Source organism: Paenibacillus xylanexedens (assembly GCF_001908275.1).
Classification (GTDB): domain Bacteria; phylum Bacillota; class Bacilli; order Paenibacillales; family Paenibacillaceae; genus Paenibacillus; species Paenibacillus xylanexedens_A.
On the sequence record NZ_CP018620.1, the window covers coordinates 3,038,499 to 3,060,190 of the forward strand.

Genomic DNA, 21,692 nt, shown 5'->3' on the forward strand with positions numbered 1-21,692 from the left:
AATTTACCTTACGGTAGTTCACGAAATTTTATTGCAGGAAATTTGCACCAATTTGTCGAACCATTCCTGTAACCCACAACGAAAGGACTATGTCTACATATGCGCCCGCTAACCTCCGATATTCAACTATATACCGCGCAAATGGACCGGATGCCTATCGTTATATTTATCGGCGCGGAGCTCGTAGGTAGCGGAGTGATCGAGGATATTACGGAATTGAGCGTTGCGGAGAAGGGCGAACGTTATATGCGCGGAGTCTGTACGTTTAAATATGCGGGGGTAAAGGGAGAAGAAACGTTTGATTAATAAAGTAACAAAATATTTATGGATTGCATTTTTGATTTTGGCCAGTTTGTGCTTAGCCTGTTTACTTGTCGCGATGATCCGTGTTATTTTTCCGAAGGTCAGCGTAACCGATTGGGACCTTTTGGCATTTATGGGTTCTATGATAGCTGCTGTAATTACTTATATGGGGATACGCGCTCCTATACTATCTCAGCGTAAGGATCAGCTAATGACACGTTACTCATCGATCATCAAAGAACTAACTCTCTATTCTAAGAGAACTCGTAAAGTAATCTTTATGACTGAGTTCTATAATTCTCTCAAAGAAAACGAAGTCACCAAGGAGAGATTGCAGGAACAAGCCGAGCTGATTAAAGAGTATATAGAAAATGTTTCTGATTTATTTGCAGAAATAGTTAACGATGTAGACTTACTAACTTTTGAAGACATTGAATTGAGGCTTAGAGCGCTGTACGTATTTAACAATCACTACGAGGCTATTGATACGTACATACAAAACTATGATCCTGACAGTGTTTTCGCTTTAGACATAAAAGACTACCTTAAGCAGGCAAAAAAACTGGAGTTGTATTTGGACGACTACCGACAACGTCTACTCATAAAGTATAACGAAGTAAAGAACAAGTCAGTTTTCAGATTGACCGATCCATTTAAGTATAATATTTGATACAATATTTAAAGGAAACGCCCGCAACGGATCTCATTTCCGTACGCGGGCTTTTTGTCGTTACGGGAGCGCAGCGCTACAACTAATAATTTCGGATATCTGCGTTATCTGAACCTCGCAACGTCGCGAGGTTTTCTCCCGCTTGTATAATCCGCCACTCCCGCGCTACAATAAGAACAAATGTTCTAAGATTGGGATTGGACGAAGGTCGCCTCGCACATGATCGACATTACGCCGGAAGACCGCGCGCTCATCAAATCGCATATCATACTGCCCCGCGTCCTCACCGCATTCGAACGTGACATCGAGCTAATCAATACGACGCTTAAGACGCCCGGCCCGTATGCTACCCTTATTGCGGAGGTTCAGCGCAAGATTACTGCAGACATATATGAGATCAGCAAGCAGTTCCGTACGCGAGCGTAGTTATGCAGAAGTGTCTCGGGCTGAATACAGAAGCGCGACCGTTTGCAACGGTACCTTCGAAGTAAACAGATAAAAGACGCAGCTTGGAATTGTTACGAGGTCTCGTGGTCAATAAAAGGTATGAATAATTTATTCGCTAATAACTGATACTGAAATCTAGATTAAATTTAAGAAGGAGTGTATGAGTTAAGTGAATAATCTACAGATTAGTCTCTCACAGACCACTCTAAATACCTTTTTGAAAAGAAGTCTCTCTCTAGTCAAGCAACCTGAACCAATTTCTAATGTTATTGTTGAAAAAAACGGAGTAAAAGTTACTGCAAATATCCAGATAAAATCCATTGAAGTAGATGATTTAACTTTAGCAGAACCGAATAAAATAAGTTTAAATAATGTGAAATTGAGTTTTGAGCTGTTGAATGTAGTCGTGGAAGTAGATATTAAACGCATTCATGACTCAATAAAAGTTGTTGATTTACCTGGCGATCGTTTTGATATAGATATAAGCTGGGACTTTTTTGAGGGAGAACCTGATATAAAATTAACTTTGGGGATTGAGGATTACTTTGGCCCTCAGTTTACCGCAGAAATGAATTTTTCCATAAATGGGCTTGATATTATCGCTGGCTTAAGTGATTTTAATGTCCTTAGTTTGAACATACCAAGTAATCTTGGAGAAAAAATAGAAGATCAAATTATAAATGAAGTAAAACAAATTATAAGGAAAAAAATAGGAAAATGGGCTGAAAAAGTCCTAGATTTTATAGGTGATTTGGCTCGATTTTTACCTGTCGATGATATGGCAAGCTGGATTGTAGTTGAAATATCTGAAAGTGAAGTGTTTAAACAGTTGGTAGAAAAAGCTGTCAAAGATAATGTAAAAGAAGAGAAGGTCTACACATTACCAAATGAGTTTGAATTAGGGAAAGATCAAACAAAAATTAATGTTTCTCTTGCTGATGAGAATCCGGCTACAGTGCATGTGGAAAACGGTGCTTTAATCGGTTCAGTTAACTTCAAAGACATTTAATAATAACGACTGCAGCCATAGGAGGGTTTGCAGTCGTTATTTTTCGTAAGATTCCCGTACATATAGCCCGGAAAGCGCTTCTTCCGGGTAAGTTCCCCTTACCGTAGCTTTAACGCGCTGCGATGCTGACTGTCAAAGGTATTCCGAATTTAGATTAGATATTACTTTAAGAGTAGCAAATACTAAAAGTCCTGACCGTGGAGTTGTCAAAAAAAGTGCAGTTTGAAAACAAGGAGCCCCTTCCGGCAGGATATTGTCCAACCGGAAGGGTCTGCATTTATCTGTATACGCTTTCAGTTAGCCAGATATTCGACGAATCTTACAAAGATCGTGGCTACTTCGGCGCGGGTGGCGGTGGCTTTGGGAGCAAAAAAGTTGTCCGGCTTGCCTACTACAATGCCGATGTCCCGCAGTGCCTGAACGGCCTCCAACGCCCAGGAGCTGATCTCACTCTCGTCCGTGAAGGACTTAGTGTGGCTTTCAGGGAGCTCATAGCCTTTGTACTTCATGTAGTTGTACAGTATCACCAGCATCTGCTCGCGCGTCATCGGTGAATTGGGGTCAAACAGGTCTGCGTTTGTACCGTTAACTATGCTTTTTTCGGCCGCCGCGGTGTACCATTGTCCGTCCGTCACGTCGTTAAAGCGGGAACTCGTGTAGCTGGAGAGGTTTACGTTCTCAAGATTGGACAGTACCTGCACGAACATTGCACGCGTCATTGCGGTGCTGGGTGAGAACGTCGTGGACGTCGTGCCGTTGAAAAGATCGTATGTGTAGGCGAAATTTATATAGCTGTAGAACCAGTCGTCCATGTTGGCATCCCTGAAAGGATTGCCCGATATCACGAGGAAGCCCAGTGGGGTGGCGTCATCGACCGCAAGCTCCGTGCCCTCACGGATGTTCAGCGACATGCCGTTGTCTAAGCTAACTTTTGCGCCGCTCGGTCCTACCACAACCGCTCCGCCGCTCCGTATCTTGGATCCGCCGTGGATATCCACACGGTTGCCGTTTGGCAGGTTCACATGCGCGTCTTTGCCACCTACTGTAACCGTACCGTCGCTCGCGATCGTCGAGCCGCCCGAAATGGTCACTGTGCTGTTGCCGCCGGGTAGTGTCACTACGGCGCTCTTGTCTGCCGGAATGGTTACCTTACCATTTGAATCTATCGTTGTGCCTTCGGGCACCTTAATTTTCGTCCCGCCTTTGGTCGTAATCTCGCCGCCACCGGGGAGTGTGGTGTTGCCGTTTTTGTCTGTGACCGCGGGGTTATCCTTCGGTGTATTCACTGTGTAGGTCGACTTCGGCGTTCCAGCGTCTGTCCCGGTGCCCGTATTGTCGGTGTTGCCCGTATTACCGATGTTGCCGGTATTTCCGGTGTTTCCGGTGTTGCCCGTATTGCCACCAGAATCAGGCACAGTGGGAGTCGTCGTCTTCATCGGCGTCGTCGTCGCACTGATCTCCGCGCCGTCGCCCTTTGCATTCACCGCGATGATGGTGAAGTTGTAGCCTTGGCCGTTTGTAAGGTTCTTAAAGGTATATTGGGTCTCCGTCGCATCCAGTGTGATCGGCGTTACGTTGCCATACCATACCTTGTAGCCTAATATCGGACTGCCACCGTCGTCAGCAGGAGCGGTCCAGCTCAATGTGACCTGTCCGTCACCGGCTGTCGCCTTGAAGCCGCTCGGAGCACCGGGCACGACCGGTTTTCTCTGCGCGAACATCCAATCAAAGACGTCTGTGTAGTCATTGTTCCAAGCCGGCAAGTTAGAGGACTGCGCCGTGGGAGCTATGCTCCAATCCCCCATAGTTATCTGGTTGTAAAGAACCGCCGCTTCAACTTCGTGCGCTATGTAATCAGCCAGAACAGGTGTGTTGGCCGGATTCGGCCTCAGATTTGGCTGATCAAATTGATTGTAGGGCCAGGTAAGAACCTCATTACTTTCAAAGCGCGAAGCCCTCGCGTTGATCATTTTCGGCATATTGGTATTGATGAAGTTATTGAGGTTAGTCTGGTAGCCTCCAGCATTATGAGCATTTACAAACATCCAATAGGCCAGGTTGTTGTGAGCATCGTTGGCATTAGCGTTGGGTGAACCGCTTACCGGGGCCATAGGTGCGGCGGCGGCGGCGAAGCCAGGATGGCTGTTAACTAAGTTGTTTGTATACTGGCCGCCCCATGAGAAGCCCGCCGCGTAAACACGATTAGGGTCTACTTCGCCGCTGGCAATCAGGGCGTCTATGACCTTCTTAACATTATCTGTTGAGGGAACAGATACGCCATTATAGGAAATATTCAGTACATGGCTGGCATACTTATCGGGATTTTGCTCCATCTTTTTCATTAGAGCGACTGAGCCGTTGGCGGATTTCATAGCGGCTTTTTGGTCTGTCGCAGCGTTTGTGCCGCCGCGTGACATACCATGTGTATAAACATACAGCGGCAATCCTTTCATCACGTTACCATCATCATCCTTGTGAAGGTAGAGCGAGCGATTGACCGAATTGTCCGTGAATGTTGTAAACTTGTCAAGGATCGGATTCACAACTTTTTCCTGTTCAAAAACCACGTTGCGAAGAGGACTCCCCTCTGTCAGTACGATCTCTCCGTTTGGGACGATGTTGTAAACCTGCTTTGTCGAGTTACTGCTGCCATCCAGCGTTGTTTTGCCGCCGCTCGCTGAATAAAACTCAGACTCAACTACGATGTAACGGCCGCTTGCCAGTCCGTCCTGATAATCCGGTGAATTGCTGACCTGCCCCACATAGCCGCGTACCTTTGGCTCGTCATTAGCGTATACCCTTGTGATTTTGCGTGGTCCTTCAAAGGTCACCGCTTCGCCGTTCAGGGTTGTGTTCCTAGCTGACATGGTAAACAAGCCCGGATTAAGCTCGGAGCCTAACGCTGCCTTCCCCTCGCCTAAGTCAATGATGACAGCCGTTGTGTACTCGCCACTGGCGAAGTTGTCATTCCATACGATAAAGGGAAGTATCCCCGCGTCCGGATCGTTTTTGAATGTTACGTGAATGGTATGGTCAGCCTCAATATTCGAAAAGGTATAAGTGCCAGCAGATAGAGTCGCGGTCTCGCCGTCTACCGTTACGGTATCCACCATTTTGCCGGAATCGGGGGTAAACGTAAATTCTTTGTTAGAGTCCCGATCTACTCTCAGAACATCGCCGGGTGGGTTCGGCGTTATTCGGCCGCCCGGTCCCGCAGTGGCGGTGATTGAGAATCTGGTGTCCACTTCATTGGCTAAAGAGAGCTGCAGGCTGTCTGTAAAAGAAGCAGCGCTGGTGTAAGCCGCGTCCGGATCTCCGAAACTGGAAACGACTTCATAGCGGTCACCGCCCTTTTCCGTTGAGTTATTAATATAAACCTCAAAGGTAAGCTTGCCCTCCTCCAAGGTCAAGGTTCTTTTGGGTATTCTCATCTCCACGATATATCCGGTTTCCGTGATCTGGGTCCATGCAGCTCTGCCCGGAGCGGCCTGCCCTGAGAACACGCCCGTCGCGCTGACGCGCCATTGGTTTGAGCCTCCGGTTCCGGTGCCGACATAAAACTCCAGGCTGTCGTACTGGTGATCTCCGCCAGCTCCCTGATATAGATTACTGTCATTCACAACTACTCTGGAATACAGGTAGTCATGGTCCCAAAGGATTCTGGCTGTGCCCGTGGCATGGGGTCTGGGATCGGCGGGTACAGTGCTTTTGTTGATGTGATGCTCCATGGTCTGTCCCCAGAGTGGGTCGTTTGACCCGAGTTCGGGAGTTCCAAAAATGGCGGTGGGTGTTTCATTCGCTTCTGCGTTCTCGATGTTGTCAGTGGCGGCGGCATAGCTGGTAGGCATTAGCGACGCCACCATTACCAAGCAACAGAGGAACGCGAGCATTCTGCTAAATCGTTTTGGCATAAATGAAAATCCTCCTTATTTTTCGATCCGATACGCCCATGGCTTACCGCATCGTATTCGGACACGTTGTCCATATGACAAGCGCCCAACTATATATATTATGTTTATCAGGCGTTCAATCCTTTAATTTAAACATAGAGTATATTTAGAATGAAAACGATTACTTCGAAGTATAGGGATAGTGTTGAAGTTTGCGTGAATTGCAATAAAAAAATCCACCTTATTAACAAGATACTACATTGAATTGGAAGTGTTGAAGACGTAATATGAGAAGAAATGTAAGCGCATTCTTTTTTTAAACGTATCTCTATTTCCTTGAGCGAGGTGGTCTGGTTTTAAAGGTGAGAGATATAGGTTGTATGCTTCTGAAAATTAATCGAAGGGAAGAATGCTATGCGGAAGCAAATTACAATCCTAATGTTAGTTTTACTTATGACCTTCAGTAACTGGTTTAATCTTGTTCTGCCATTTAGCAATCAAGCTTCAGCGGACACAATAACACCAACGATGTTGGCCCATTATCCATTGCTTGAGGATGTACAGGATATATCAGGTAATGAAAAGCATGGAACGGCCGTAGGAGACATTACTTACACCGATGGTCTCACTTTACCTGGGGGAACAGATAGTAATACAAACTACGTTCAGCTTCCTACTGGTTTGTTTGATAATCAAGAAAATACAACGATATCTGTATGGATCAAGAGCAACACTGGAAGTGGGAACTACTCAGCATTATTCTACGGTACTCCAGCAGCTGGCAATAACTTGCCAACGAATTACTGGATGTTTAATCCATCGAATCCAGGTGGGGATTTTAAGTCAGTATTTACGAATAACAATAATATTGACCAGCCTTGGACGACTGAGGTAGGGGTATCAGGCACTTCAACGACACCGTACGACGGTCAATGGGTGCACTATACGACGGTCATTACAGAACGCTCTATTACAGGTTACATTAACGGTGTAAGTATAGGCACGACCGCCAAAGAGAAAACAACAGCAAGTTTTGGTACGGATTTGCATGCTTACATCGGTCGCTCCAATTATTTAGGGGATGCTACTTTTGCGGGTAGCTTTCAAGATTTAAGAATTTACGGAGAGGCACTAAATAATGAAGATATCGCTGTAGTATATGAACAATCGTTTAATGAAAAGCAAGTACAACAAGGCAAAATAGAGCTAACGTTAGGAGACATATCGGCAGTTACAGAATCTCTTGAACTACCTACTGAAGATAAGAATGGCGCAATGATCTCATGGACTTCTAGTGATGAGAGTGCGATTAGTCCAACCGGGGAAGTGTTCTTACGAGAAATGGAGCAACAAGTGACGTTAACTGCAACCATTTCTTTAGGTGGAAGCCAGGCAACGAAGGAGTTTATTGTTACCTTACTACCTAAGGATGACTCTATTGAGCAGATTGCCGTTAAGAGTGTCTTGCTAAATGAACCTACATTTATTTTATCAGTGGGGGACAGCGAGATATTAGTGGCTACTGTTTCACCTTCAAATGCAACAAATAAAAGAGTTATCTGGGCATCTAGTGACTCCAGTGTAGCGATTGTCAATTCAACGGGTAAAGTTACAGCTGTTAGTGAAGGTACAGCCACAATTACGGTACAGACGGAAGATGGAGAGTTTACAGCTACATCAGCCGTTACCGTTAAGGGAAAATCGCTACAAGATGATCTTATTCTTCATTACAACATGAAAACGACCGAAGAAGTAGACGGTCAACTCGTACTGAAGGATGTTGCCAATAAGGCAGTTACATTTGACGGAATATTTAGAAATCCAAACAATGGACAATTCATTTCAAACAGTGAGGTTGGATTTGTTTCCTTCAATGGTGGAAGCTCTACATCTAATAGTGGGCATGTTGAGATTCCTAAAGGCTCAAATGGACTAGATCTACTACACGGTCTGAATGAGATTACAGTATCTTCAATCGTGAACTGGACGAATGATGGGACGAATCGCTGGATCTTCGGTTTGGGTACTGTATTAACACCAGAAACGAACAAATATTTCTTCGTAACACCACGTCACGGTAGCGGATCAGGTAATATGATTGCTACAGGTATCTCTAAAAATGGCTGGCCGAACGAAGCATTAGTTACAGGTAGCGCAAACTCAAACCTTATCGGTGGACAGTGGAAGCATGTAACGGTGTCCTTGTCCGAAGCTAGCAATAGAATAACGTTATTCGTGGATGGAGTTAAGGTTGCTTCGGGTAATGCAAAGGGACTAAAGCTGTCAGAAATTATTAATCCGGATGCTACTTTCTCTGGCTTTATCGGTAAATCAATCTTCTCAAACGATCCATATCTTCAAGGTAGCGTAGCTGATTTTCAAGTATATGATCGCGCGTTGACGGAGCAAGAAGTAGGCGAGTTATATCAACAAGAAGGAGCAACTCACATCTCCAAAATACGTCAGCTCACTGTTGATGATGCAGCGAATCAACTTAACATCAGTCGTTACTTAGGTGAAGGCGATAAGAGTACCGATAAGATAACGAGAAACGTTGCATTACCAACAAACGGTAAAAACGGCGTGTGCATTACTTGGAGTTCCAGTCATCCTACTGTCATTTCTAATCATGGCACGGTACAGCGTCCAGCTGTTCAAGCAGGTAATGTTCAGGCAGAGCTTACGGCTACTTTAACGTATCAAGGCATATCAACTACAGCTGTATTCCCTGTTACCATCTTGAAGCAATTCGATGATCAGCAGAAGGTTGATCTGGACGCTGAACAAATAGAGATCTACAATGCTGACAATATTAAAGGTAACTTACGTCTTGCTGCTACAGGTGAACAAGGCTCCACAATTACATGGGTATCTAGCAAACCGGCTGTTGTGAAAGGAACGGCTGAAGCGGCTGGTGACGCTACACAGCTAGGCTGGGTAAGCCGTCAAGCTACGGATACGCCCGTTACGCTAATAGCTACAATTACAAATGGTGCAGCTTCTAAAGAGCTTACGTTTAACGTTACGATTAAACAAGCAATTGCGCCAGTGCAGCATGATGCTTACTTTTTTGCGTACTTTACAGGTGAATATGAGGGTGGTGAAGAGATATCCTTCGCTACAGCAGAAGATCCATTGTTCTGGAAAGGCTTGAATAACGGTAAGTCGATCCTTCAATCTGATATGGGTGAAAAAGGACTTCGAGATCCATTTGTTATTCGGTCACCAGAAGGGGATAAATTCTATATGCTGGCAACCGATTTGAAAATGGGCGAAAGTACAAATTTCGACCAAGCTCAAATTACAGGTAGTCATTACATGATGATTTGGGAGTCGGAAGATCTCGTTCATTGGAGCGAGCAGCGTATGATCGAGGTTGCTCCTAAGACTGGAGGAAATACGTGGGCACCAGAAGCGATCTATGATCCAGTAACTGGAGAGTATATCGTATTTTGGGCATCATCGATGAAAAACACAGAGACATACGGTGATTATAACGGAAGACCTGCAGGTCAGTACAATGTGATGTACTACGCAACAACAAGAGACTTCTACAACTTCTCTGAGCCAAAGGTCATGATTGATGAGTCACTTCCGACCATTGATACAACGTTTATTGAGCATAATGATATGTTGTACCGATTCACCAAATCAGAAGTGAATACTAAAGTGTATGTGGAGAAAGCACCAACTTTTTATTATGACAAGGACGGTATTGCAGCAAACGGCCTTCAATACAACGCTGTTCCGGGTACACGTGATAATAAACTTGGCTTGATCGGAAATAATGGAAACAACGAAGGGCAGACGATTTTTAAAGATAATAAAAAAGACAAATGGTATCTGTTCCTTGATTCATGGCCATATCATGTCCGATATACAACAGATCTGGATAGTAGCACGCAATATATGAACAATGTATTAAGTAGTGATAAATATGCACTGCCGCCAGGACCACGACACGGAACGGTAATTCCAATCTCACGTGCAGAGTATGATGCTTTGCAAGAGAAGTATGCATGGAAAGGTCCAGCACCATCAACAGACCCGGTTGTACATTACTCATTTGATGAAGATACAGTAAATGGTACAACGTTGAATGACATTTCTGGTAATGGTCATCACGCAACACTAGTAGGTGGAGCAACGATTAATGAAGAGGATCGTATCGGTAAAACGGGTGGTGCATTAGAGCTTAATGGATCAACAGGATATGTGAAGCTGCCAGATAACTTGATTCAATCCTTGAATCTGGAGAAGGCTACGTTCTCTACATGGGTTCAAATGGACAGAAATCAAGCAAATCAAAGAATATTTGATTTTGCTTCCGAAACAGGTAGACAGGTTAATCGCAACACGATGTACTTGAGCACACAAGGTGATACAGGTAGTCTAGAGTTTGCTGTGGTAACACCTTTTACAGAGAAATTTAGCAATGACAGCACGCGACTAGGATCAGAATATAAATATGCGGTGAGAAATTCCGGGTTATTACCCACGAAGACTTGGCAGCATGTTGCCATTACAATGGATGAATTCGATGCCGTATTGTATGTGAATGGTCAAGAGGTTAAACGTAGCTCGACATTTAACGTTGAGCCGAGAATGTTACTGGAAACAACGATGAATTATATTGGTAAATCGAGAAACAGCTCTCATAGTTTATTTGATGGTAAATTTGATGATTTCCGTATTTATAATCGTGCATTATCCGTTCAAGAGATTGCAACATTAGCTGATGAAGACGTTACTCCTCCAGTAGAGCAGCCACCTGGGGCAGAGCTCATTCTTCACTACGATATGAATGATATCGATGGTGCAACGGTTATTGACCAAACAGGAAACTTTAACGGAAAATGGATGAATCCGTCTAAAGCAGAATGGATTCGTACTCAAGATGCTGGTGTACTAAGCTTTACTGGTGGCACAACGAACTCTTATGTAGAACTACCACAAGGAGTTCTCGGTGGATTAACGGATATGACCGTTTCCTCCATTGTGAACTGGAGCGGTAAAAACGCTGCCGAGTGGTTATATGCATTAGGAAGACCAAACAATAATACGCACTATACGTATTTCACACCACGTTATAACGCTAACGGTCTAGCTCGCCTTGGTATCGCGACGAATGCTTGGAATAATGAGTCTTCAGCTTCTACCACGGGCTTAAAGAATAATGAATGGAAAGTAGTTACGACTGTTGTTTCAGGCACGGATGGTACACTAACGCTTTATATTGATGGTGTTGCTGTTGCATCAGGCTCAACGAATGGAATGACACTAGAACAAATAAAAAACACTTCAGGCAGTAGTGGAACCATCGGTAAGTCATTCTATACAGCTGATCCTTACTTCGGCGGTTTGATTGCAGACTTCCAAATCTATGATGGTGCTATGACTGCGGCAGATATTACATCACTTAAGGCTCATGCAGATCAGAAGATTGCTTTGATGGAGGGCATGCTTGTATCGGCTGCGACAGAGAAATTAACGATTCATGATCTTCTTGCTGCTAATGCATCAAAAGATACGATTATAAGCAATGTAACATTGCCAACATCAGGTGCTTATGGCACGACAATAAGCTGGACTTCAGATAAGGGGAATGTCATCTCAACTACAGGTGCCGTAACTAGACCAGCTAACGCAACAGGTGATCAAGTTGTAACGTTAACAGCAGTATTTACAGATGGTACAGAGACAGTTAACAAAACTTTTCAGTTGACGGTTAAGGCATTGCCAAATGATGTCACTTCTGTAGATGAAGCAAAAGCAGCACTAGTCGTTCATAACATTAATGATGTAAGAGGTCATATCGCACTACCAACATCTGGTCTATATGGAACAACGATTACTTGGGCTTCTGCACAACCAAACGTCGTTTCAGTTACTGGAGAAGTAAAACGTCCGGTACACGGTAGTGGAAATGTAGATGTGAAGCTTACAGCTACGATTAAGTTGAATTCAGCATCCACTACGAAGGAATTCATTGCGAAGGTGAAGGAACTGCCTGCTGATGAAAAATATGCGGGATACTTTTTCACATATTTCACTGGAGAAGGTACTGCAACAGGGGAGCAAGTTTACTTTGCACTAAGTAACGGTAATGATCCGTTGAACTGGCGAGAATTAAATAATGGTAAACCTGTATTGACCTCTACCTTAGGGGAGAAGGGTGTACGTGATCCGTTCATTATTCGTTCGCCTGAAGGTGATAAGTTCTACATGATCGCTACCGATCTGAAAATTAACGGCAATGGTAACTGGGGCAGAGCACACACATGGGGCAGTCGTTCCATTATGGTTTGGGAATCGAATGATCTAGTCGATTGGACAGATCAACGCATGGTAGAGGTTGCACCGGAAGAAGCGGGTAATACATGGGCACCAGAAATTATGTACGACAACACAATAGGTGAATATATCGTATTTTGGGCATCAAGAATGTTTGATGATGCATCCCATACAGGTGATGCTTATCAAAAAATGATGTATAGCAAGACAAGAGATTTCTATACGTTTACTGAACCGAAAGTATATTTGGATTATGGATATTCCATCATTGACACAACGATGATTGAGCATGATGGAAAAGTGTATCGATTTACGAAGGATGAGCAAGACAACGGAACTGTTGCTCCATTTGGCAAGATGGTCTTCCAAGAGGTTGGTAACTCGATCTTGGATCCAGCCTTCAAGATGATTAATCAAGGTGTAGGTAATATGAAATGGGTTGAGGGTCCAACGATCTTCAAATCGAATACCGATAAAAAATGGTATTTATTCGTAGATGAGTTTGGTGGAAGAGGTTATGTTCCATTCGAGACAACCAATCTTGCATCAGGTGTCTGGACATTATCTTCTAACTACAACTTACCAGCTAGTCCACGTCACGGAACGGTAATTCCAATTACACAAAGTGAGTATGATGCACTCAATGGGAAGAACGTACCCGTTAGCGGAATTAGCTTGGACAAAACAACGTTGTCAATCGTAGAAGGTCAATCAGGGCAATTGACAGCTACGGTAACACCAGCTAATGCAACGAAAAAAGCAGTAACATGGAGCTCAAGCAATACAGCTGTAGCGACTGTAAGTGCGACAGGTCAAGTAACAGCGGTGGCACCAGGAACAGCAAGGATTACAGTAACTACAGTGGATGGTGGTTTATCATCTAGCGCTACGGTTATGGTAACACCATCGGTTGATGGAACACCACAAGCACCAGGCAGTGGTAATGGAAATGGTGGCGGTGACGGTAACATCCCTGCACCTACAGTACCAACAGCTCCAGGTGGAAGTGAGCCAGTGGTCATGGACAACGGCCAAATAAACATTAAACCAGTTGTAAATGAGAGCGGTACTTCTGAAGTGAAGTTAAGTGCAGATACAATGAAGCATGCGCTTGATCAAACGACAGGAGGTAAGCTACACATGCGAGTTGAAGCTGATGCAAGCTTGAACGGGCTAAAGATTGAGCTAGCCGTAGATGCGCGTTTAACAAGTGGATCTTCTACGGTAGATCGCATCGAGATCAACACAGGCTCTGCAGTCGTAACAGTAGCAACCGAACTGCTTGGAACAGGAACAAGTGCAGGGAAAATGTTAGGATTGTCGATTAAGAAAATCGCAGCTAATCAACTGCCAGCTGGTGCACAAGCTCAGCTGAACGGTGAGGTCGTATACGATATCGAGCTAACGATGGATGGTAAGAAACTTACAGAGTTTGATGGCAGAGATGATCTCGTGATTGAATTGCCATATACACTAAAGGCTGGCGAAAATCCAAACAACGTCGTCGTATACGATGTGAAGGACAACGGAGCGCTAAGAGTGGTGACGAATGGTAAATACAATGCAGCGACAGGAAAAGTAGAGTTCAAGCCAACGTATCTAAGCAAGTATACGATAGCGTATGTTGCAACGAGCTTTAAGGATGTGACCCAAGACTGGGCGAAGGATGCGATCTCAGCATTGGGAGCAAGAGGCATTGTGAAGGGTGTAGGCGACGGCGAGTTTAATCCGAATGGTCAAGTGACAAGAGCAGAATTCATCACCATGCTGATGAATATGTTTGAGCTATCGGATGAGAGCGCAACGACAAGTTTTAGTGATGTGAAGCAAGGAGAATGGTACCATGGAAATATCGCAACCGCGCAGAAGCTGGGGATTGTGAATGGGAAACCAAATGGACGATACGGAGTTCATGAGAACATTACGCGAGAAGATATGGCGGTTATGGTATACAAGGCGATCCAAATGAAGCAACTGGCGTTAGCAAGTGGTGAAGCTACAGCCTTCAAGGATGAAGCACACATCGCAAGTTATGCGAAGCAAGCGGTAGAGACAATCCAGGGAGCAGGCATCATAAACGGTGTAGGTAACGATGAGTTTGCACCGAAGAAGAATGCCAGCCGTGCAGAAGCAGCAGTGATGATTTATAATCTGTTGGGTTTGATGTAGACACGTTATGTATAGGCAGTTTCTATTGATTCACTCTGATAAAAAAGTTGGGCGGAAGAACTTGTTCCGTCCACTTTTTTATCTGTTTAATCAGTGAGTTTTATTTGGAATCGCTTTAAAATTGATGTAGACAACAGCCATGTCGGATGATATATTGTTTCTGTAAGAAACAATATTATTTTTAAGGGAAATAATAATAATAAGCGTGTCCATGGTGGGGCGGAGGAAATGAACTCTCGGAGCTTAAGCTTGGACATCACAAAAAGGACGGGGAAACGATGACTAAAATCGAGACAAGGATTCAATCCTTTGACGGTACACAGCTTTATTTCAGCAAGGATACAGTGGAAAGTGCAAAAGCCGTTGTCGTTATTGTACACGGACTAGCTGAGCATGCAGGACGCTACGATTATTTGACAGAGAAGCTGAATCAGCGTGGGTTTAGCGTGTATCGCTTCGATCATCGTGGTCATGCCAGATCCGAGGGACAGCGTACGTTTTATAAAGAATTTGATCATCTTATTGAAGATGTTCATGTCATTGTCGAGGCGGCATTGCAAGAGAGCGGCGATCTTCCGCTGTTTGTCATCGGACATAGTATGGGCGGTTTTGCAACCTCGTCCTTTGGAACGAAATATCCAGGCAAGGTCAAAGGCATCGTACTATCCGGAGCGCTCACTCGTTACAATACAAAAGTTGCTGGAGAACTGCCGATGGATCTTCCTATAGGCACGTATTTCCCTAATGAGCTGGGCAGTGGCGTATGTAGTGATCCCGCAGTTGTATCCGCTTACGCGAATGACCCACTGGTTGAAAAGCAGATCTCTGTAGATTTATTTAACAGTCTGGGAAATGGCATAGCATGGCTCAAGGAGAACCCCAAGCAGTTTACAGATCCCGTACTTGTTCTGCATGGGGCCAATGACGGGCTGGTCAGCGAAAAGGATTCCCGTGACTTTTACGGCGATATCGCTTCGACGGATAAAACACTCAAAATTTATGCTCATCTGATGCATGAGATCTTTAATGAACCGACTCGTGATGATGTTATTGAAGAAGCAATTACATGGATTGAAAAACGGATCTGATTTCAGTAGAGTAAGAGAGAATCTGAATATGAAAGGGATTACTCATGAAATTAGATTGGATGGGCGACCATCGGGAACTGATTGAGAAAATTATCAAATACGGTAATGCGTACTCAAACACTTATAAGCTGCAGCGAAGCTACGGTACGGACATGATGTTCTCGGCTTCACAGATTCAGACGCTGGAATACATTCTGGAAGCCGAGGACAAGGAAGAGAAGATGTCGGAAATGGCCGCACGCCTGGGCGTAAGCCGCAGTACATTTTCCAAGAACGTGAAGAATCTGACGGAAAAAGGGCTGCTCGAAAAATTTCATTTAAGCGGTAACCGCAAAGATATTTACGTCAAACCTTCGGAGAAAGGTCGCGAGGTATATGCGAAGTATACCGAATTTGTAAGGGAGCTTTGCTTTGATGAGATTTTCAAGTATGCAGATCAGATTTCAGAAGCGGATAAGCAGAACTTTGTTCGAATCATGGATCTGTTTGCCGATGTGCTCGTCTGGTATGGTGAAAAGGAACAGGAAGCACGTAAATTAATCAGAATTGATTCCGATTTGGGCAGAAACTAGTTTTTCGACATTAAAGGGATTTTCCTCCAGGTTGTTCTATGGCCTGAGGGGGAAATTCCTTTTTGCGTCCTCTGAAACACGAACCTTGAAATTAAGGGCACCAGCCCAATCCCTCCGCGAATGTCCGTCATACAGTATAAAGTGCTTGATGCAGCAGAGGCTGTAGGACAATTATTCAGCAGGGAGTGGGATGTGTGAAATCATCAACCAAGCTTACCGGACGGGTTATTTACAAAGGTGATCCAGGATATGAAGCGGCGCGTAAGAACTGGGACCCGCATACGGACAGATTTCCCAAAGTTTTTGTTTTTGCCCAACGGACGAAGGATGTATCCAACGCGATCCGATGGGCTCGTGAGAATAATGTTCCGATTCGTCCGCGGAGTGGCAGACACGCGCTGGAAGTGAATCTTTCCCAAGTGAATGGCGGTATCGTGATTGATGTGAGTGATCTGAATTCCATCAAACTTGATAAAAAAAATGGAACGGTTGTTGTGGGTACGGGTAACCGAGTAGGGAGAATTGCGAATACTCTTGCCAAGCAAGGATTCATAGCTCCTTTTGGTGACAGCCCTACTGTCGGGATCGGTGGAATTACATTAGGTGGGGGAATTGGGCCTCTCCAGCGTACCATCGGTCTTATCAGTGATAACCTGCTTGAGGTAGAGATGGTGGACGCCAAAGGAAAAGTGATTCGGGCCAATAAAAATCGTAATTCAGATCTCTTTTGGGCCTCGCGGGGAGGAGGCGGTGGTAACTTCGGAGTATACACTCGTTACAAATTCAAAGTGCGCCGTGCTCCAGCGAAGGCGACTGTATTTAAAATTAACTGGCCATGGTCTCAATTCGAAGAGGTACTTAAAGTATGGCAGAGGTGGGCTCCCTCAGTTGATACGAGATTGGGCAGCGAGTTGTCCATTGGACCGAAAAAGGGTGGCAATGTCGTCATGGAGGGGCTGTTCCTAGGGTCAAAAACAGAGGCACTCCGTCTATTGCAGCCGATTACGAGTGTTGGCACACCGACAAGTTCCATTGTTCGTTTGTTACCTTACACGGAAGTTGTGAAGTTCTTATTACAACCTGATCCGACCGAGACTCAACGGTATAGCAACCAGTTCTCGTCCGGTTTTGGACAGAAACCATTCCCTGACAAAGCCATCAAATCGATGCGCGCATTTTTGGAGAACTTGGAAGAGGGGCCAGGCGGATTCTATTTCCTCAACTGGGGCGGAGCAGTAAGTCGCAAATCACCTAGATCAACCGCCTTCTTCTGGCGTAAAGAGAAGTTCTATGTGGAATGGACCAGTACGTGGCTCAAACCATCCCATGCCGCCAAAAATATCGCACTCGCTCGTAATACTCGCAAGAAATTGCAACCATACATTGTGGGTTCCTATATCAACGTTCCAGACCAAGGGATCAAGAATTCCGGTCCAGTGTACTACGGAGCCAACTATGCCAGACTGCGGAGAGTCAAAGCCAAGTATGACCCAAAAAATGTGTTTAACAATCCGCAAAGCATTACTCCTGCTCGGATCGTGTAGTCCATGTTCACTTGTTCAATGCCTCTTCAATGAGTGAAGAAACACGCCTTAATTGGCGTGTTTTTTGTTGAAGTGAACTTATTTTCAAAAGAAAAATAAAAAGCCGCCCTCGGTCATATGACCAAGAGCGGTTTCTTCACATGTTAAATACGCATGGCAGTTAAAGCGCTATTAAGCTTTAACTTGTTCTCCAGCAAATACTTCAACGTTCATTGGAGCGGCCATGAATGCTGCTGCTTGTTGAACAAAAGCTTGGAAATGCGCGCTGGTGTTGTGGGAAGCTGTAGCAGCTTCATCTTTCCAAAGCTCGATCATCGTGTATTGTTGTTCGCGTTCTGTGCTTTTTGCCAAATCGTAGCTGATGTTACCTTCTTCTTGACGTGTAGCAGCAATCAGTTCTTTCGCAGCTGCGAGGAATGTTTGCTCTTGGTCCGGTTTAACTTGCAGATGAGCGTGAATGATAATCATAATGTAAAACCTCCATATTGTCTTTGTTTGGAATGTGTTAAGAATGTATGTTTATTGACCAGTATAATCGTGACTTACAGGGAAACCGTCCCTGATATTATGCCCAAGTTGTGATTGTTTCTACAGGCAGACGGTAAGAAGGGTGACCTTCTTTGGCCGATTTACCGAACGAGATCAACATAACCGGTTGATAACGCTCTTTGTCCATGCCAAATGCTTCTGCGATTTGATCTTTCTCATAACCACCAATCGGGTTGGTGTCATAACCATGAGCACGTGCAGCAAGCATCAATTGCATGGAAGCAAGGCCAGCATCGATCAGGTTAACGTCGCGAAGATCGGAAGCAGCCATCTTTTCGTAATAAGGCATTACGGTTTTGAGCTGCATATCCTTAATGTCTTGTGGCATGTAACCAAGTTCTACAGCTTTACCAAAAATCTCATCCATGTATTCAACGTTGTTCATGTCAATGAATACGCCAATGACTGCGGAGGAAGTCAACACTTGATTTTGATTAAATCTTGCAAGTGGAGCAAGCTTTTTTTTACCTTCAGCCGTATCAACAACCAGAAAACGCCAAGGCTGCAAATTGATCGAAGATGGTGCACGGGAAGCTTCTGACAGAATTTCAGTCATTTCTTCACGGCTGATTTTCACTTCAGGATCGTAAAGTTTAACAGAACGACGACCGTAGGTAATTTCGTTAAAATCATTGGTTTTTTGGAATTTGCTTTGAATTGTACTCATGAATGGATCTCTCCTCTATATATATGGGTTTAGAAATTGTTTTGCATACGTTCCAGGAAATCGGCGAGTGACTGAACTTCGTCTTCACTGAAATCCTGTAAAATCTGGTTGATAAAATTGGTCTTCTCAGCTTTGTAGCCTTCAATCTGCTTCCGACCGTGGTCCGTCAAACGAACAAAAGTTACCCGATTATCATCGGGGTTCTTACGTCTTGTAACCATCAGGTCTGCCTCAAGCTGTTTCAAGTGGCGTGTAATCGCAGCACTATCAATGTTAATGATTTTCTGCAACATGGATTGGTTAATCTCATCTACCTGATCCAGCTCATGCAGAATTTCAAAGCGAGAGGAACTGATACCTGTACAGCGTTCGAACTTGGGACTGATTTTGTTACCCAACACGTTCAACAGATTGATGATTTGTTCTTCTTTGGAAACAATACGTGTCATGACTAGACCTCCCGGGTGAATCTGAATCATGAACAACGGCGTATGTTAACCAATGATTAATGTTGCAGTATACAATGCCATTGCCTAATGATTATTTGGATGCTCTCGATCATTGATGTATCAATATTTGATGCGTCAATCATTGATGGCTCAATTAATATATCATGCCTTTTATGATTTTGCAACATGTTAGAAAATGTTGCTGATTCTAGCGTTATTATCCCGCTATGTTACGTTGCAGTCCGTATATGTTGTCCAAATGGGCAAGTTAATATTGATTGTGTATGTTATTGAGAATTGTTATCAATCTATCTATAATAAAGGGAATTGAGTATGGAAAAGATCCATATTAACTGGAATTGCAGCTGGTTACGATCAGCTTTAATCAGGCGATTACAGGGTTCGATCCAAACAGGGAGGTGACGTCATCATGGAGGAAAATGATTGGATCAAACAACTGGAGCAACTACATTTCTCTGCTGTCCACGTCTGCCATTACTCTAGCAATCCGGGGGCTGTTCAGCGTCGGATCTGGAAAAGGTTCGCCATTTGCAGGGTCATCGCGGGCAAGGGATCTTTGTCTATGGATAACATTGTACATACGGTAACTCAAGACGAGTGGTTTTTGTTGACGCCAGGAATGCATGTGGAGTTTCAGACGGATATGGAAGCACCTGTCCGATATCAGATCATTTTATTTTCCTGTGTTACACTTACCCGGCGTAAGAATGCTTGGCATACCGAGGCATTTGATCTCCCTGTGACGGGCAAGCTTAATGTTCCTTCCAATACACGTGATATTCAGGAGATGATGGATACCCTGGTGAGTGGAAAACACTCGTTTACGAGTCTGGAAAAGACGCGCAGGAAACATCTTTTGCATCAGTTGTTGATTCAGTTAATGATGCACGTGAATGAAGCAACACCCCCTGTAGCGGGGATGGATTTGGCACTTGATTATATGACGCATCAGTATAGGGAAGACATTCGAATTGATCAGATGGCCCGCATGGCAGGGCTCAGTGTGAATCATTTTATAAGAACATTCAAACGACAATTAAATATGACCCCGATTGAATATATCCTGAAACTACGTATGGCAAAGGCCAAGCAGCTGTTATTTTCTTCAGATAAAATCAAGGAAATTGCGGAGCAAGTGGGTTATAAGGACGAGCACTATTTCAGCAGAGTTTTCAAGAAAAACGAAGGAATCGCCCCAACGTTGTATATGAAAAATAAAGTGAATCGCATCGCCACCTTGTATTACGGGTTGGACGATTATGTGATAACGCTCGGTTTGAGGCCAGTATCCGCTTTATCCTATGGTCAGAGAGTGGCTCGTCATGTTGCCATACCTGCGCTTCAAGCACACAGTCATCAGGGACTTATTCTGGATAGCTTCAATCAGAACTATGATGATTTGAGGCGAGTCCAACCGGACCTGATCATTACAAGTGATCGTTTGGAGCCAAATGACTCCCTGAACCGTATCGCGCCTACCACCATGCTAGAGCACACCAACCATTTTGGGGAGAGGCTTCTGTATATGGCGGACATTATGGGCCGCACCGAACAGGCTGTACAGTGGATAGAACAACATGCTGAACTGAGCCGGGTTCTTCGAGGGCGGATTCAATCGAGGTGGGGGAAACAGAGTGCCATGTTCATCCGGGTGACTTCCCATTTCTACCGAATGTATGGATTGAACAATCAGACAGGGGCCCTATTGTATGATGATCTGGGATTTTATTTGCCTCGTGATTTTCCGGAACAACAGTGGGCTGTAGAGAGTAAAGTTTGCGATTTGCAGTTATACGACGCGGATCATGTGTTTGTAATGGTCGATCCCACAGAAGAGGCATGTGCTCAACTGAGGCAATTACAGCAATCCAGTGCATGGTTTGCATTAAAGGCTGTTCAAGAAGGCCATGTATATAATGCAGGAGATATTTTTTTCAAAACGCTGGGTCCCACCGGACGCATGTGGGCCATGCGATATGTTGCAGAGCAACTTGGGGTTACCTTACGGTGATATTGTGCA

13 protein-coding genes are annotated in these 21,692 nt (G+C 44.4%); 9 read left to right on the forward strand and 4 right to left on the reverse strand.

Annotation, left to right across the window (positions count from 1 at the left end):
• Positions 1-99: 99 nt before the first annotated feature.
• The 4 genes from BS614_RS13635 (at position 100) to BS614_RS13650 (ending at position 2,429) form a co-directional block, all read left to right on the forward strand.
• Positions 100-306: a hypothetical protein gene (locus BS614_RS13635; protein WP_074094391.1), complete on the forward strand. Its 207-nt coding sequence runs from the start codon at positions 100-102 to the stop codon at positions 304-306.
• Entirely contained in the window at positions 299-973 is a 675-nt protein-coding gene (locus BS614_RS13640) for a hypothetical protein (RefSeq protein WP_074094392.1), read from the forward strand. Before BS614_RS13635 ends, BS614_RS13640 begins: the two co-directional genes overlap by 8 nt.
• A gap of 219 nt (positions 974-1,192) precedes the next feature.
• The gene (locus BS614_RS32710) at positions 1,193-1,399 is read left to right on the forward strand and encodes a YhjD family protein (RefSeq protein WP_074094393.1); all 207 of its coding nucleotides are present in this window, start codon (positions 1,193-1,195) and stop codon (positions 1,397-1,399) included.
• Between the two features lie 190 nt (positions 1,400-1,589).
• A complete protein-coding gene (locus BS614_RS13650; protein ID WP_074094394.1) occupies positions 1,590-2,429 on the forward strand; it encodes a hypothetical protein in 840 nt (279 codons plus the stop codon).
• Between the two features lie 293 nt (positions 2,430-2,722).
• Here BS614_RS13650 and BS614_RS13655 read toward each other — a convergent pair whose 3' ends face one another.
• Entirely contained in the window at positions 2,723-6,340 is a 3,618-nt protein-coding gene (locus tag BS614_RS13655; protein ID WP_074094395.1) for an S-layer homology domain-containing protein, read from the reverse strand.
• 393 nt (positions 6,341-6,733) lie between these two features.
• On the opposite strand from BS614_RS13655, the gene BS614_RS13660 reads away from it, so the two are divergent.
• From BS614_RS13660 to BS614_RS13675, 4 genes are all read left to right on the forward strand, one after another.
• A complete protein-coding gene (locus BS614_RS13660) occupies positions 6,734-14,782 on the forward strand; it encodes an immunoglobulin-like domain-containing protein (RefSeq protein WP_074094396.1) in 8,049 nt (2,682 codons plus the stop codon).
• Positions 14,783-15,060: 278 nt separating this feature from the next.
• The gene (locus BS614_RS13665; protein WP_074094397.1) at positions 15,061-15,870 is read left to right on the forward strand and encodes an alpha/beta hydrolase; all 810 of its coding nucleotides are present in this window, start codon (positions 15,061-15,063) and stop codon (positions 15,868-15,870) included.
• A 44-nt stretch (positions 15,871-15,914) separates the two neighbouring features.
• On the forward strand, positions 15,915-16,442 hold the full coding sequence (locus BS614_RS13670) for a MarR family winged helix-turn-helix transcriptional regulator (RefSeq protein WP_074094398.1): 528 nt from the start codon (positions 15,915-15,917) through the stop codon (positions 16,440-16,442).
• 194 nt (positions 16,443-16,636) lie between these two features.
• Positions 16,637-17,986 carry an FAD-binding oxidoreductase gene (locus tag BS614_RS13675; RefSeq protein ID WP_074094399.1) on the forward strand — a complete coding sequence of 450 codons (1,350 nt, stop codon included), beginning with the start codon at positions 16,637-16,639 and terminating at the stop codon, positions 17,984-17,986.
• 171 nt (positions 17,987-18,157) lie between these two features.
• Here the strand turns inward: BS614_RS13675 and BS614_RS13680 are convergent, their stop codons facing one another.
• The 3 genes from BS614_RS13680 to BS614_RS13690 all read right to left on the reverse strand — a co-directional run bounded on the left by BS614_RS13680 (position 18,158) and on the right by BS614_RS13690 (position 19,651).
• Positions 18,158-18,454: a putative quinol monooxygenase gene (locus BS614_RS13680; protein ID WP_074094400.1), complete on the reverse strand. Its 297-nt coding sequence runs from the start codon at positions 18,452-18,454 to the stop codon at positions 18,158-18,160.
• Between the two features lie 97 nt (positions 18,455-18,551).
• Entirely contained in the window at positions 18,552-19,202 is a 651-nt protein-coding gene (locus tag BS614_RS13685) for a nitroreductase family protein (RefSeq protein ID WP_074094401.1), read from the reverse strand.
• Positions 19,203-19,231: 29 nt separating this feature from the next.
• Positions 19,232-19,651 carry a MarR family winged helix-turn-helix transcriptional regulator gene (locus BS614_RS13690; protein WP_074094402.1) on the reverse strand — a complete coding sequence of 140 codons (420 nt, stop codon included), beginning with the start codon at positions 19,649-19,651 and terminating at the stop codon, positions 19,232-19,234.
• Positions 19,652-20,081: 430 nt separating this feature from the next.
• Between BS614_RS13690 and BS614_RS13695 the strand changes: the two genes are divergently transcribed.
• Positions 20,082-21,683, forward strand: a complete 1,602-nt coding sequence (locus tag BS614_RS13695) for an AraC family transcriptional regulator (RefSeq protein ID WP_074094403.1) — start codon at positions 20,082-20,084, stop codon at positions 21,681-21,683.
• Positions 21,684-21,692 lie beyond the last annotated feature (9 nt).

What these genes read in the sequence shown, in the direction of transcription:
- BS614_RS13635 (WP_074094391.1), top strand. Translation starts at nt 100, where the DNA reads ATGCGCCCGCTAACCTCCGATATTCAACTATATACCGCGCAAATGGAC.
- BS614_RS13695 (WP_074094403.1), top strand. Translation starts at nt 20,082, where the DNA reads ATGGAGGAAAATGATTGGATCAAACAACTGGAGCAACTACATTTCTCT.
- BS614_RS13685 (WP_074094401.1), bottom strand. Translation starts at nt 19,202, where the DNA reads ATGAGTACAATTCAAAGCAAATTCCAAAAAACCAATGATTTTAACGAA.
- BS614_RS13680 (WP_074094400.1), bottom strand. Translation starts at nt 18,454, where the DNA reads ATGATTATCATTCACGCTCATCTGCAAGTTAAACCGGACCAAGAGCAA.
- BS614_RS13655 (WP_074094395.1), bottom strand. Translation starts at nt 6,340, where the DNA reads ATGCCAAAACGATTTAGCAGAATGCTCGCGTTCCTCTGTTGCTTGGTA.
- BS614_RS13690 (WP_074094402.1), bottom strand. Translation starts at nt 19,651, where the DNA reads ATGACACGTATTGTTTCCAAAGAAGAACAAATCATCAATCTGTTGAAC.
- BS614_RS32710 (WP_074094393.1), top strand. Translation starts at nt 1,193, where the DNA reads ATGATCGACATTACGCCGGAAGACCGCGCGCTCATCAAATCGCATATC.
- BS614_RS13660 (WP_074094396.1), top strand. Translation starts at nt 6,734, where the DNA reads ATGCGGAAGCAAATTACAATCCTAATGTTAGTTTTACTTATGACCTTC.
- BS614_RS13670 (WP_074094398.1), top strand. Translation starts at nt 15,915, where the DNA reads ATGAAATTAGATTGGATGGGCGACCATCGGGAACTGATTGAGAAAATT.
- BS614_RS13665 (WP_074094397.1), top strand. Translation starts at nt 15,061, where the DNA reads ATGACTAAAATCGAGACAAGGATTCAATCCTTTGACGGTACACAGCTT.